Source organism: Halomonas colorata (assembly GCF_014897985.1).
In the GTDB taxonomy this organism is placed as follows: domain Bacteria; phylum Pseudomonadota; class Gammaproteobacteria; order Pseudomonadales; family Halomonadaceae; genus Vreelandella; species Vreelandella colorata.
This window is the reverse complement of record NZ_JABUZA010000023.1, coordinates 20,195-33,804: the sequence shown is the minus strand read 5'-3', so window position 1 is coordinate 33,804 and position 13,610 is coordinate 20,195. Positions and strand designations below refer to the sequence as shown.

Sequence of the window (13,610 nt, the reverse complement as noted above, 5' to 3'; positions counted from 1 at the left end):
ACAGATAACCGCCAGTTTTTTGTCATGGTTTCTCCCTCTCATTGCTAGTCACGGTCTTTTGCCACTCCCTTGGAGTGGCTTTCTTTTTTCTAGGCCTGCAAATTTCTATGCAATGAGAAAATGTTTATCTTCTGTCGGAAAGTACTTCCATCTGTCGGAAAGTACCTAGCTTCTGTCGATATATTAACGTTCCATCCAGCCATTTAGTTCGTCTAGAAACTCAAGGCACTGATTAAGCTGCTCAATTTCTATAAACTCATCGGGTTTATGGGCTTGGCGAATAGAGCCTGGGCCAAGAATGACCGACGGGATGCCGCCATCGATCTCGAACACCCCGCCTTCAGAACCATAAGAAACCTTGCCGCCACGCCCCGGAAGAATGGGTTCAAGCTTTTTAAACATCGCGCTGCCAGTGGCATCGCCCATGGCAGGGTAGGCAAACAGCTCTTGCCATTCAATGGCGGAATCTGATGATTGGCGCTGCATTTCGGGCAGTAGGGCCGACTCAATATCGTTGATCAGGGTTTGAATATCCGTGGCGGCTGCTTCTTGATCAATGCTGCGCAGCTCGAAGATAAAGCTACACGTGTCGGGGGTAACGTTGGTTGCCACACCGCCTTCAATAATGGTGGTAAGGGTGGTGGCATGAGGAACGGTAAAGTCGTGATCGAAAGGGCCATCCTGCTCATATCGTCGTGCTCGTTCAGCGATCATGGTGATGATACGTGAGGCATACTCGACGGCATTGACGTGCTGGGGAGAAAACGAGGAGTGACCGCCTTCGCCGCGCACCGTCACTCGCATGGCGATCTTGCCTTTCTGGCCGTTGATCAGCTTCATTTCGCTGGGCTCGCCAATAATCGCCAACGCCGGTGGTGCTTTCAGTTCTGATAAATAGCGTGCGATGGCGGGTGCCCCCAGGCAGCCCACTTCTTCATCGTGAGAGAAACAGAAATAGACGGGGCGCTGTAGTTCAGCGTTGGCAAACGCCGGTGCTGCCGCCATGACGCACGCTGCAAAACCTTTCATGTCGCAGGTGCCGCGACCAAACAGGCGACTGCCGCGCTGCTCCATTTTGAAAGGGTCGCTTTGCCAGCTCTTCGGGTTGGCAGGCACCACGTCCGTATGACCAGAGAGAACGATGCCAGGTAGGTCGGCTGGGCCCAAGCGAGCGACCAGATTGGCTTTCTCACCGCTCTTATCCGGTAACACCGTCACGTCCGCGCCTAGATTGGTGAAGAATCTCTCCATGTAGTCAATAATTTCGAGGTTGGAGTACGCGCTCGTTGTGTCGTAAGCGATCAGGTCGGCAAGGTGTGATATTGAAGCTTCCAACTGCGGATGAGCATTCGGCATGGCACTAGCTTGCATGGTTAATCCTCGGCAATAGGGGAATCGTTGGCTCAAACCTGGGTTTTTTTAAGTTGCTGACGAATCGTTACTACCACCACAAATATCGCCAAACACGCGAATAACCAGGTGATCGGCGATGACACCAGAATGCTGGGATCACCACGAGATAGAGCAAGGGCGCGACGCAGGTTTTCTTCCAGCATTGGGCCAAGAATGAACGCGATTAAAAAGGGCGCGGCGGGAATGGCGAACAGGAACATGAAAAAGCCAAATACGCCCATCGCCAGCAGCACGATGACGTCATACATGCTGTTGGAGATCGAAAAAATACCGAATACGCACAGGGCGAGGACAATCGGCGCCATCAAGCCAGGCGGAATACGTGAGATATGCGAGAAAAAGCGCATCGTTGCCTTGCCGGCCCCAAACAGCAAAACGGATGAGAACAGCATGCCAATAAACAGCATGTAAACCTCATGAAGGTTGTTCTCAAACAGCATGGGGCCTGGGGTCATGCCGTGAATCATAAAGGCGCCCAGCATCACGCCCGTAATCACATCACCTGGTACGCCCAGGGCTAATAACGGAATCATGGTGGAGCCACAGCAGCCATTATTGGCAGACTCTGATGCCGCAATGCCTTCCAGTTCGCCTTTACCAAAGTTTTCGCGGTTCTTTGAACTACGCTGTGCTTCGCCGTAGGAGGAGAAAGCCGCCGCCGAAGGGCCAATGCCGGGAATGGCCCCCATCACGACCCCGATCATGCTGCCTTTGAGCATTGCCTTTAATGAACGGCGCAGCTCATCGCGTGTTACCCGGTTATCGCCCAGCTGCATGGGCTTATGGCTTTGGTTGTTGCGAAACACAATAATCTTTAGAAGCTCAGGAATCGCAAACAGGCCAATCAGCACGGGTGCCACGGCCAGGCCGCTCTGCATATCCACCGTCAGGTCAAAGCGGAAAGAACCGTACATATCTTCCCCCACGGTGGCCAACAAAAGCCCCAGGCATGCAGAAACCAGCCCAAGCAGAAGTGAGCGCCCGGATACGCCAGCCACGGTAGTAAGCGCAAAAATCATCAGCATGAAATATTCGGGAGGACCGATACGCAGTGCGAGAAGCGCCAGTGGCGCGGCGATAAAAATCAGTGAAAGGTTGGAAATAAAATCCCCGGTACATGAGGAGTAGAGCGCCATGTTAAGGGCTTTGCCCGCCTTGCCCTGTTGGGCCAGGGGATAGCCATCAAGGGTGGTGCAAGCGGCTGAAGCAGTACCTGGGGTCTTGATCAATATCGCCGATACCGAACCGCCGTAGGTCGAGCCTTTATAAAGCGCGACAAGCAGCAAAATACTTGGAATAGGCTGCATGTAAAACGTGAAGGGCAGCGCCAATGTAACAGCCATGGTGCCGGTCATGCCGGGAATCGCGCCAATAATCACACCTCCCCAGATACCGGCGGCCATGATCAGGAAATTCTCCATGGTGGCCACCGCCTGAAAGGCAACCAGCAGATCGTTGAGCATAGTGGTCAGTCCTGTACGCGACAGTTAAATTCCGAAAGCCCTGAAAAGGCTGCCAACCGGGAAACGCGTATTGAGTGCGCTGGAGAAAAACAGGTAGAGAAGCAGTGGAAGCACGATGGCTACGATGGTCGCCACTATTTTGTGGCGCCAATAACCCGTCAGTACCAGCATTGCCATTAACAGCAGGATGCTTGATAACAAGAACCCTAATAGCGACACTGCGCCGATAAAGAGCGCAAAGGCCAGTACTGTCCAGGCGAAGCGAGTGAGCAATGTGGCAAGGGGTGTACCGCCGCGAAGGGTACTGGCATCTTCAGGGTCAGCGAGTGCTTCGGTTTTGCGCGAAAACGATAGCCCGACAAGCAGCATTCCCAGCGCCATGCCCAGCATGGAAACCGTTCGTGGCCACATATCAGGCGGTGGTGCAAACCCCGGAATAAAGCGCGGGCGGGGCACATAGGCGGGGATAAGTAAAAAAAGCACGACCCCGAACAGCGCTGTAATAACCAAGCCGCGTGTTATACCCATGACCCCTCCAGCGATGAAATGATGTATGCAGTTGTTACGCGGTGTTTAGCGCGGACTCACTCCAGGTAGCCAAACTGTTCAGCCAAGGAGCGATAGAACTCGTATTGCTCTTCTGCATACGTCTCCATATCGACACTGCCGATGGTAGAAATCGAGCCACGGCCTTCGGCACGGCTGAGCCACGTTTCATCTTCGGCAACCTGCTCCATTACCTGGCTCCAGGTATTCATCACTTCTTCGGGCAGATCAGGCGGGCCGTACAAAGCGCTCCAGCCAATGACCTGGCCTGCCAGCTCATAGCCCAGCTCTTCAGCAGTGGGCACTTCCGGCAATGCTTCCATGCGCTCGGGTGAGAACACCATTAATGGGCGCATATCGCCGCTCTCGATATGCGGCATCAGTGACGCTGCCGCGATGGCGAGAAAATCAACGTGTCCACCTAGCAGGGCCGTTGCCAGCTCGCCGCCGCCCCGATAAGGAATCAACGTTGCCGCCGTCAGTGGATCCATTTCCGCATCAGCAAGCAGAGATTGCACCGTAAAACCATCAATGGCGGTGGCGCCAGAGGCGGCGTAGCTCATTGCCCCAGGGTCGTTTTCGATGCCTTCCAGCAGATCCTCAACGCTTTCGTAGGGGGAGTCATCGGCGACGGCCAGAATCATGGGAGTGGCTTCAAGCGGGCTGATAAACGTGTACTCATCCCAGTCAACGCTGCTGTTTTCATTGACTGCTGGTGACAGCGCCATGCCGACGCGAGCCAGTAAGAGGGTGTAACCATCGGCCTCGGCCTGTGTCACGTCGCGAGCACCGGTCATTCCACCGGCGCCGGCTTGGTTGACGACGGTGACAGGCTGGCCTAGATATTCGCGCGCAGACTCCGCCAGGGCCCGGCCCGCAAGGTCAGAGGCGCCGCCCGGGCCATAAGGAACGACAAGCGTTACGGGTTCGGAAGGATAGTTTTGAGCATAGGCGGTGGATGCAGCGAGAAGCGTTGCCGCCGTTAAGCTTAGGGTGAGTTTCATACTTGTCTCCGCAGCAGTTGTTAGAGGTTTTATTAAACGGCGTTGCCAGCAGCAGTTTTAAACCTAGCTTATTCAACATAGACAAGTATGAAAATTGTTTCAATAATTCAATTAAGTATGCATAAATGTTCTAGTAGAGGGCTGAAATTGCAAGCTTACGGCTTATAACGTCTGTTTTAATCTGCCAATGATTTAGCTAACGTTTTTAAAGCGAGTTTAAGGTAATGAAAATAAAAGAGATTGAAGCATTTGACGCGTTTATGAAGCACGGCACGACCAAGGCGGCCGCAGAGATGCTGGGCATTAGCCAGTCAATGGTGAGTCGCTTGCTTACTGGGCTTGAGGAGGCGTTGGGTTTTGCATTATTCAAACGAACGCGTAATCAGCTTTCACCCACATCCGAAGCATTTTTATATCACGCCTCTGTCTTACGGCTGATGGCGAGTATTCGAGATACTCAGAAAGATGCGGATGCAATTTCCAACAATCAGTTGGGCAGTATCGTCGTCGCTGCTCAACCCATTTTTTGCGATACTTTTTTACTCGACGTTATTAAGCGCTTTAAACAAAAACACCCCAATGTAGGCGTGCGATTGATTGATGCAGGTTTGCAAGAGTTGCTTAAAATGATCGACAACAATACCTGCGACGTAGCATTGGGAATTACGCTTGAAGCGGATACCTACGGCGCAAAGGTCACAAGTCTGGCGCGCTGTTCTGCGCGCTGCATCATGCACCGCACCCATCCACTCGCGAAGCAGGACGTTATATCGCTGTCTAGTTTGCAGAATCAGACATTTGTCGAGCTGATGGCAGATAGCCCTCTGCGTGTCCGTGTAGATTACATGATGCAAACAGTGAATATTAAAAGACATATGGCGGCTGAAATGCGCCATATGCGAGGGGTGTGTGCACTGGTTGACCGAGGGCTTGGCGTCGCTGTCATTGATCCTGTTGCAGAGCTACTGCTGCCGGGAACAGCCGTCGTGTCAAAGGCGATGGACCCCACCATCGAATGGGAAATTGCCTTGCTTAAATCTAAACACAAGCCGTTAAGCAACGTAGCTGAATCCTTCTGCGAAGAAATATACGCCGAAATCGACACCTTGCACAAAATGGAAATATTAACGTCCCTTAATGTAAAACAGTAAAGGGAAGCATAAAGCAGTAAAGAGAAAGATAGGGCAAAGAGACGCAACGGGTGGAGCGCCTGCCGACGTTGCATTGGAGGTATCACTTGCCCAACGTCACGCCTGACAGGCGAAGGCGGCCGAAAGCGGGAGCTTACGCCTCGCGCCGATAGATCAGATCCCATACGCCGTGACCCAGCTTCTCGCCGCGGGCTTCAAACTTGGTTAGCGGGCGGAAGGTGGGGCGGGGCACGTAAGGTGTCGTGTCGGCATTGGCCGTGTTGGTGTAGCCGGGGGCGGCTTCCATTACTTCGGCCATCCACTCGGCATAGGCTTCCCAGTCTGTCGCCATGTGGAAGGTGCCGCCGGGCTTGAGGCGCGTGCGAATCAGCTCGACAAACGCGGGCTGCACGATGCGCCGTTTGTGGTGCTTTTTCTTCGGCCAGGGGTCGGGGAAGAACAGCTGCACGGTGGTCAATGAGCCTTCCGGCAGGCATTTTTCCAGTACGGCCAGGGCGTCTTCCTTGTAGATACGCAGGTTGGTCAGGCCGCGCTTGTCCACTTCATCCAGCAGCTTGCCGACGCCCGGCGAATGCACTTCGATACCGATAAAGTCGGTGTCCGGGTGGGTTTCGGCCTGCTCGATCAGCGAGTTGCCCATGCCGAAGCCGATTTCAACCACACGCGGGGCTTCCCGGCCAAACAGCGCGGTCAGGTCCTGCAGGCCGTCGTCAATCGTCAGACCAAAGCGTGGCCATACGTCTTCAAGGCCCCGGTTCTGCGCCTGGGTCATGCGCCCGGCACGGATTACATAGCTTTTAATCCCCCGACGATGCAGCGGCGCTTCAGCGCTTTCCGGCCCGGTTGAGGACTCGTCGGTACTTTTAATATCAGTCATAAAATCTCTTAACCGTTAATGCGGCCAGCAAAAGGTGATGATGGGTCTGCCGTTTGGCGGCGCGGCATGCGTCCGGCCAGAAAAGCATCACGCCCGGCTTCTACGGCGCTTTTCATGGCACGCGCCATGCGCAGCGGCTCGCGGGCGTGGGCGATGGCGGTGTTCAGCAGCACGCCGTCGCAACCTAACTCCATGGCCATAGCCGCGTCGGATGCTGTGCCGATACCGGCATCGACGAGTACCGGCACGCTGCTTTGTTCCACAATCAGGCGCACGTTGTGCGGGTTCTGAATGCCGTGGCCCGAGCCAATCAGTGAGCCCAGCGGCATGATGGCGCAGCAACCCATGGCCTCAAGTTCGCGGGCTACAATGGGGTCGTCGCTGGTGTACACCATGACGTCAAAGCCATCGGCCAGAAGCGTTTCGGCGGCTTTCAGGGTTTCGACGACGTTGGGGTAGAGCGTGGTCTCATCGCCCAGCACTTCCAGCTTGACCAGTTTATGCCCGTCGAGCAGTTCGCGGGCCAGACGACAGGTGCGCACGGCGTCTTTGGCGGTGTAGCAGCCTGCCGTGTTGGGCAGCAGGGTATAGCGCGACGGTGAAATCACGTCGAGCAGGTTAGGCCCCGCTTCCTGGCCCAGGTTGGTACGGCGTACGGCAAAGGTGACGATCTCGGCGCCGCTTTCGGCAATCGCCGCGCCGGTCTCGTCGAAGTCTTTATATTTGCCGGTACCCACCAGCAGGCGAGAGCTAAAATTACGTCCGGCAATGGTAAACGGCGTATCGTTTTGAAGTGTCATAGCGAATCCTGGATAAAACGAGAGAAATAGAACGCGAAAAAGAGGGCGTAGCCAGTCAAAGAGCCATAAGTGCTGCGGGCTAGCCACCGCCGATGGCATGCACCACTTCCACCTGGTCGTCTTCAGCCAAGCGGGTGGTGGCCAGCTGGCTGCGCGGTACGATCTCTTCGTTGATCTCTACCGCGACCCGCCGGCCGGTGAGCGCCAGTTGATCGATTAGATCCGCGGCCGTCAGGCCCGCTTCCAGCGTGTAAGGCTCGCCATTGAGTTGAATGTGCATAAAACTGTCTCGTCTATCGAGGCATAGGGTCTATAAGAGTTAGGGCTAACCCTAGCAAAATGCTTAAAAGTGCCTCTATTGTAGCGGTTTCCCGCGGTGCAAGGTATGCCGAGTCGCACGCGAGCTTTACAGGTGCGGTAACACCTTGAAAGGAGCAGCAATGCAACGTAACGAACGAATCATTTGGTGCCTGATCGCGCTCTCTGGGGCTGTCACGGTCATGGTGGGAGCTTACGCGGCCCACGGTCTGGCGCTACGGGCCAGTGCCGAAATGGTGCATGCGGCCGAAACCGGCGTGCGCTACCAGGCCTGGCACACGCTGGCGATGATGGCAGTGCTAATTGGTCAGCGCGTGTTTGGTTTCAAGGGCTGGCAGTGGTCGGTTGCGCTGTGGGGCTTGGGAGTCGTGGGTTTCTCCGGCTCGCTTTATGCCATGGCGATGGCCGGTTTGAATGCGGGTATCGTGACGCCTATTGGTGGCGTTTTGCTGATTGGCGGGTGGCTGATGCTGGCGGTGGCGGTACTAAGAAGTCCTTGACTGGTCTCTAGCTAACAAGCCTTTAACTAAACGGCCCTTGATAGATCTGCTGGCGCGTCGATATCACGCAAGATGCCTGCATCTGCGACCGGGCATTCCCGCAAGCGCGAGGCGTACTGCTTGATCACGCCCTTGGCGCCGTCACTGCCGCTAAGTCTCTCAAGCGCAGGCCACATTGCCCGCCCGAAAATCACCGGGTGGCCCTGCTGGCCTTCAAAGCAGGGCCGCACGATGGTATCGCGAGAAGCCCGGCGTTGCAGGGCCAGCAAGGTTTCTTGCTTAAGGTAGGGCATATCACCGAGCAGGATTGCCACGGCGTCAATGTCATCAAGGTCAGGGTCACAGCCCAGAGCGCCTACCGCTTCGGCCAGGCTTGCCCCCAGGCCAAGGTGCGCCTTACGAACGCACACCAACGCCACATCCTCGGGAATGCCCAATAACGCCGGATCTTCCTCTTCACGCACGGCCACACGCAGGTGGATAAATGCTTTTTGGACGTTGGCAAGCGAGGCGGCCAGCAGCGTTTGGCCATTCGGCATAAGCGCACAGCGTTTATCGCTAGGCCCAAAGCGGCGCGAGTAGCCGGCGGCCATCACTAGGGCGACCACGTGACAGGCGCGGTTAGAGCTCATCGAGAGGTCTTCCGTGCTGAACGCGCACAATATCGGCCATCACGGCCAGGGCAATTTCGGCCGGCGTCTTGCTGCCCAGCGCCAGGCCGATCGGCATATGGATACGCGCGATTTCTGCCTCGCTCAGCCCGCCGGAGCGGACCAGCCGTTCGGCTCGCGCCGCCGAGGAGCGCAGTGAGCCCATGACGCCGATATAGAAGGCGCTCGTGCGCACGGCTTCCATCATTGCCAGATCATCAATACGTGGGTCATGGGTGAGCGCCACCACCGCGGTGGCGCCATGGCAGGTGTTCGGTGAAATATACGCTGAGGGCAGGCGTGTCTCCACCCGGGCGCCGGGCACGTCAAAGCCCGCGCAGGCGGCCTCGTTCGGGTCGCAGACAATCACCTCATACCCAAGCGTCACGGCAAACGCCGCACACGGCGTGGTAATCGGCGAAATACCTGCGATGACCAGCCGGTGAGCCGGGGAGACGCGCATGCTGATAGCGTCACCTTGTCTCTCGACACGCGGCCCGGTGGGTGGGGCCGGGTGAAAACCGCGCTCGCCGCTTACTGTATCGACCCTACGCATCAGCGGCTCGTGGCCCTTGAGCGCGTTTAAAACCACGCTCAGGTGTTCGCGGGTCTCGGCGGTGGGCGCCAGCCGCTCGACCAGTACATCCAGCACGCCGCCACAAGGCAGCGCTACGCCTGGAGCATCGCTATCTGCCGTATCGCCGTAGCGGGTGGTGGTGATGGGCTGCTCAAAGGCGCCGTTGTTGAGCCTTTCGAGAAAATCCTCCTCCACGCAGCCGCCGGAGAGCGAACCGATATGCTCGCCACGCGAGGTGGCGACCAGCCAAGAACCTGGTGCCCGAGGCGATGAGCCGAAGGTTTCAAGCACCGTGCAGAGCCAGATCGTCTCGCCCTTTTCACACCATGTCAGCGCTTGTTCGATGACCTTGAGGTCCAGGTGTTGCATTGATTCACGCGTTCCTTGTTCAGTGACCTGCAAGCCGGGCCGGGGTCTATGTGCCCTTTAGCGTAGACCAATTGTGCGCTGGGGCGGGCGTATCATAAGAATTGGGCTGCTGGCTTTAATTGTGACTATGCTTATTTCGTCATGACCGTGACCAGGCGATAGCAACGAAAAAATTAAAGGCAATCCAAATGACCTCAACGACGACGTTCGAGAAGCATCGTGACAGCGCCACGACCCGCTCCGCGGTTGCCCTGTCGATCAACGGCCAACGCCACGAGCTGGAACTTGATAATCGCACCACGCTGCTGGACACCCTGCGCGAACACCTGAAGCTCACCGGCTCCAAGAAAGGCTGCGATCTTGGCCAGTGTGGGGCATGTACGGTTTATATCAACGGCGAACGGGTGAATTCCTGCCTGACGCTGGCGGTAATGCACCAGGACGACGAGATCACCACCATCGAAGGCGTGGGCGATGTCGAGCATATGGACCCGATGCAGCAGGCGTTCATCGATAACGACGCCTTTCAGTGCGGCTACTGCACGCCGGGCCAGATCTGCTCGGCCAAGGCGACGCTTGATGAGATCCGCGCCGGTATTCCGAGCCACGTGACCAAAGAACTCAATGGGCCCATCGAGATCAGCGATGAGGAGATCCGCGAGCGCATGTCCGGCAATCTGTGCCGCTGCGGTGCCTACGCCAACATTTTGAAAGCCATCAATCAGGTTGCCAACGATCAAACTGCCAGGGAGCGCTCATGAAAGCCTTTTCCTATGAGCGCATCGACGATGCCGCCCAGGCGGCGGCGCGCGCCTTTGAAGTGTCAGGTTCCAAATTCATTGCTGGCGGCACCAATTTACTCGATCTGATGAAGCATGAGATCGAAGTGCCTGCACACCTGATCGATATCAACGGCACTGGCCTTGATGACATTGTCGCGACCGACGACGGCGGCCTGCGCATCGGCGCGCTGGTCAGCAACACCGCCCTTGGCGCCGACGAGCGCATCAAACGCGACTACCCGGTGCTCAGCCGGGCGCTGTTCGCCGGTGCATCGAGCCAGCTTCGCAACAAGGCCTCCACCGGCGGCAATCTGTTACAGCGTACCCGCTGCCCTTACTTCTACGATACGGCGATGCCGTGTAACAAGCGCGAGCCCGGGGCTGGCTGCGCCGCGCTCGACGAGGGCGCCGATACCCGCCAACTGGGCGTGATCGGAACGTCGGATCACTGCATCGCCACGCACCCCTCGGACATGGCAGTGGCCCTTCGCGTGCTGGATGCCGAGGTGGAAACCGTCAACCCCGAAGGGCAAACACGCAGGCTTACGCTTGATGAGTTCTACCAGCTGCCCGGCGATACCCCGAACGTGGAGAACGCGCTGGAGCCCGGTGAAATCATCACCGGCGTGGTGCTTCCTGCGCCGGTCGGCGGGCGCCAGCAATATTACAAGGTACGCGATCGCGCCTCTTACGCCTTTGCGCTGGTATCCGTGGCACTGATCGAAACCGACGACGGCAAGGGCCGCGTGGCGCTGGGCGGTGTAGCGCCCAAGCCCTGGCGGCGTGACGAGGCGGATGCCGAGCTTGGCAACGGCGCCAAAGCGGTGATGGCCAAGCTTCTGGACGGCGCGCGCCCCACCGATGAGAACGCCTATAAGCTGACACTTGCCGAGCGTACGCTGGCCGCCCTGCTGGCAAAGGAGTGATGTATGGATTTTAATCAATCAGCCGACGAGAACCTCTTTGACCACGCCCGGATCATCGGCAAGCCCCATGCCCGGGTCGATGGCGCACTGAAAGTGACCGGCACGGCCCCCTACGCCTACGAGCGCCATGATGTAGCGGATAACCCGTTGGTAGGTTACCCGCTGGGGTCGAGTATCGCCAAAGGGCGTATTACCCGCATGGACGCAACGGCGGCGCGTAACGCCGAAGGCGTGGCGGCGGTGATCACGGCGCTGGATATCGACGAGCTGCCGCGTGCCAAAAGCAACGTCGCCAAGCTGTTTGGCGGCGATATGGTTGAACATTACCACCAGGCGATTGCCGTGGTGGTGGCCGACACGCTGGAGCAGGCCCGGGCGGCCACATCGCTCATCGAGGTAGAGTACGAAGAGATTCCAGGCGAGTTCGATCTGGATGATGCCTGGAAGCGGCTACAGGATAGAGACGTGGTTTCGCACGTGGGCGATGTGGACGCGGCCTTTGACAGTGCCGAGGTCACGCTGGATGAGACCTACCACACCGCTTCGCAAAGCCACGCCATGATGGAGCCCCACGCGACGATTGCGGACTGGACTGATGGCAAGAACATGACGCTCTGGACCTCGAATCAGATGATCAAGTGGACCCGCAAGGCGCTGGCCACCACGTTTGAGCTCGACCCGGCCAATATCCGCCTGGAAAGCCCCTACATCGGTGGCGGTTTTGGGGGCAAACTGTGGCTTCGCGCCGACGCGGTGCTCGCCGCGCTGGGCTCAAGAGAGACTGGCCGCCCGGTGAAGCTGGCGCTGCCACGCTCGTTTATCTTCAATAATGCCACCCATCGCTCCGGCACCGTGCAGCGGCTGCGCATCGCTGCGGGCAAGGACGGTCGGATCACCGCCTTCGATCACTCGGCGATCTCCCATACGCTGCCCGGCGGCAGTGGTGAAGATGCGGTCAATCAGACGCGCTGCTTCTACGCTGGCGAAAACCGCCGTGTGGCGCACCACGCCATCGACATGAACCTGCCCGAGTCCGCCGACATGCGCGCTCCCGGCGAAGCTTCGGGCTTGGCCGTGCTGGAAATCGCCATGGATGAAATGGCCGAAAAGCTCGGCATGGACCCGGTGGAGTTTCGGATTCTCAACGATACCCAGGTCAACCCCGAAGAGCCTTCCAAACGCTATAGCGACCGCCATTTCGTCGAGTGCTTGCGCAAGGGCGCCGAGGTATTTAACTGGAGCGCGCGTAACACCACGCCAGGCGGTAAGCGCGAAGGGCAGTGGCTGATTGGCCAGGGCATGGCCGGTGCCTACCGCGGTGCGCCGACGATGGATTCCGGTGCGCGGGTACGGTTGAGCGAAGGGCGGCTAATCGTCGAGACTGACATGACCGATATCGGCACCGGCTCCTACACCATCATCGCCCAGACCGCTGCCGAAACCATGGGCCTGGAGATGGACGATGTGGAGGTGCGCCTGGGCAATAGCGCCTTCCCGGCGGCGTCCGGCTCCGGCGGCCAGATGGGCGCGGCCAGCTCTACCGCGGGGGTTTATGCAGCGTGTGTGGCACTGCAAGGCGAGATTGCCAAGCGCCTGGGCGTCGAGTCGGCGCGGTTCGAAAGCGGCCATGTGGTGGCCGATGACAAGCGCGTGGCGCTACGTGACGTGGCCCCGAATGAAGAGCTGGTGGGCGAAGATACGCTGCACTTTGGCGACTTCAAGGACGAGCTTGAGATCGGTACCTTCGCGGCGCACTTTGTCGAGGTGGCGGTGCATGCCTATACCGGCGAAACGCGCCTCAGGCGTACGCTCTCGGTCGTGGATGCCGGGCGCATCCTGAACCCTGTCACCGCGCGTAGCCAGGTGATTGGCGGCATGACCATGGCCACAGGCGCGGCCTTGACCGAGAGCCTGAACATCGACTCACGGCGAGGGTACTTTACCAACCACGACCTGGCCGGTTACGAAATAGCCGTACACGCCGACATTCCCGAGCAGGAAGTCATCTTCCTTGATACTCAAGACGGCGCCTCCACACCCTTGAAAGCCAAAGGGGTCGGTGAGCTGGGTATCTGCGGCGGCGCGGCGGCGGTAGCCAATGCCATGTACAACGCCACCGGCATACGCCTACGCGATTACCCCATGACGCTGGACCGCATGCTTGATCGACTGCCCGACGCGTAAGCCAGCGAGGTAACCATTAAAACGCGGGAGCAGGCAACTGCCCCCGCGTT

At 57.9% G+C, this 13,610-nt stretch carries 14 protein-coding genes; 5 read left to right on the top strand and 9 right to left on the bottom strand.

Annotated elements, in window-relative coordinates:
* Positions 1-183: 183 nt before the first annotated feature.
* From argE to INT33_RS12380, 4 genes are read right to left on the bottom strand one after another with little or no spacing between them, the layout of a single operon-like run.
* The gene (gene argE, locus INT33_RS12395) at positions 184-1,371 is read right to left on the bottom strand and encodes an acetylornithine deacetylase (protein WP_192537503.1); all 1,188 of its coding nucleotides are present in this window, start codon (positions 1,369-1,371) and stop codon (positions 184-186) included.
* Positions 1,372-1,403: 32 nt separating this feature from the next.
* Positions 1,404-2,876, bottom strand: a complete 1,473-nt coding sequence (locus INT33_RS12390; protein ID WP_192537504.1) for a tripartite tricarboxylate transporter permease — start codon at positions 2,874-2,876, stop codon at positions 1,404-1,406.
* 24 nt (positions 2,877-2,900) lie between these two features.
* On the bottom strand, positions 2,901-3,404 hold the full coding sequence (locus tag INT33_RS12385; RefSeq protein WP_192537505.1) for a tripartite tricarboxylate transporter TctB family protein: 504 nt from the start codon (positions 3,402-3,404) through the stop codon (positions 2,901-2,903).
* Positions 3,405-3,460: 56 nt separating this feature from the next.
* Positions 3,461-4,426 carry a Bug family tripartite tricarboxylate transporter substrate binding protein gene (locus tag INT33_RS12380; RefSeq protein ID WP_192537506.1) on the bottom strand — a complete coding sequence of 322 codons (966 nt, stop codon included), beginning with the start codon at positions 4,424-4,426 and terminating at the stop codon, positions 3,461-3,463.
* Between the two features lie 224 nt (positions 4,427-4,650).
* Between INT33_RS12380 and INT33_RS12375 the strand changes: the two genes are divergently transcribed.
* Positions 4,651-5,577 (top strand): LysR family transcriptional regulator, encoded by a 927-nt coding sequence (locus tag INT33_RS12375; protein ID WP_192537507.1) that lies wholly within the window; start codon positions 4,651-4,653, stop codon positions 5,575-5,577.
* Positions 5,578-5,710: 133 nt separating this feature from the next.
* On the opposite strand, the gene trmB is transcribed toward INT33_RS12375, so the two are convergent.
* The 3 genes from trmB to thiS all read right to left on the bottom strand — a co-directional run bounded on the left by trmB (position 5,711) and on the right by thiS (position 7,534).
* Positions 5,711-6,454, bottom strand: a complete 744-nt coding sequence (gene trmB, locus INT33_RS12370; RefSeq protein WP_192537508.1) for a tRNA (guanosine(46)-N7)-methyltransferase TrmB — start codon at positions 6,452-6,454, stop codon at positions 5,711-5,713.
* 8 nt (positions 6,455-6,462) lie between these two features.
* Complete coding sequence (locus tag INT33_RS12365; protein ID WP_192537509.1) at positions 6,463-7,254, bottom strand: thiazole synthase; 792 nt, start codon at positions 7,252-7,254, stop codon at positions 6,463-6,465.
* Positions 7,255-7,333: 79 nt separating this feature from the next.
* A complete protein-coding gene (thiS, locus tag INT33_RS12360; RefSeq protein WP_018916817.1) occupies positions 7,334-7,534 on the bottom strand; it encodes a sulfur carrier protein ThiS in 201 nt (66 codons plus the stop codon).
* A gap of 160 nt (positions 7,535-7,694) precedes the next feature.
* On the opposite strand from thiS, the gene INT33_RS12355 reads away from it, so the two are divergent.
* Positions 7,695-8,072 carry a DUF423 domain-containing protein gene (locus INT33_RS12355; protein WP_192537510.1) on the top strand — a complete coding sequence of 126 codons (378 nt, stop codon included), beginning with the start codon at positions 7,695-7,697 and terminating at the stop codon, positions 8,070-8,072.
* Positions 8,073-8,098: 26 nt separating this feature from the next.
* Here INT33_RS12355 and INT33_RS12350 read toward each other — a convergent pair whose 3' ends face one another.
* Both INT33_RS12350 and INT33_RS12345 read right to left on the bottom strand, forming a co-directional pair.
* Positions 8,099-8,704, bottom strand: a complete 606-nt coding sequence (locus INT33_RS12350; RefSeq protein ID WP_192537511.1) for a nucleotidyltransferase family protein — start codon at positions 8,702-8,704, stop codon at positions 8,099-8,101.
* Positions 8,694-9,668 carry an XdhC family protein gene (locus tag INT33_RS12345; protein ID WP_192537512.1) on the bottom strand — a complete coding sequence of 325 codons (975 nt, stop codon included), beginning with the start codon at positions 9,666-9,668 and terminating at the stop codon, positions 8,694-8,696. The genes INT33_RS12350 and INT33_RS12345 overlap by 11 nt, the downstream gene beginning before the upstream one ends.
* Before the next feature lie 188 nt (positions 9,669-9,856).
* On the opposite strand from INT33_RS12345, the gene INT33_RS12340 reads away from it, so the two are divergent.
* The 3 genes from INT33_RS12340 to paoC are packed head-to-tail and all read left to right on the top strand — an operon-like array spanning position 9,857 to position 13,560.
* Entirely contained in the window at positions 9,857-10,429 is a 573-nt protein-coding gene (locus INT33_RS12340; RefSeq protein WP_193092011.1) for a 2Fe-2S iron-sulfur cluster-binding protein, read from the top strand.
* Complete coding sequence (locus INT33_RS12335) at positions 10,426-11,376, top strand: FAD binding domain-containing protein (RefSeq protein WP_193092010.1); 951 nt, start codon at positions 10,426-10,428, stop codon at positions 11,374-11,376. The genes INT33_RS12340 and INT33_RS12335 overlap by 4 nt, the downstream gene beginning before the upstream one ends.
* Positions 11,377-11,379: 3 nt before the next feature.
* On the top strand, positions 11,380-13,560 hold the full coding sequence (gene paoC, locus INT33_RS12330) for an aldehyde oxidoreductase molybdenum-binding subunit PaoC (RefSeq protein ID WP_193092009.1): 2,181 nt from the start codon (positions 11,380-11,382) through the stop codon (positions 13,558-13,560).
* The last annotated feature ends 50 nt before the right edge of the window (positions 13,561-13,610 follow it).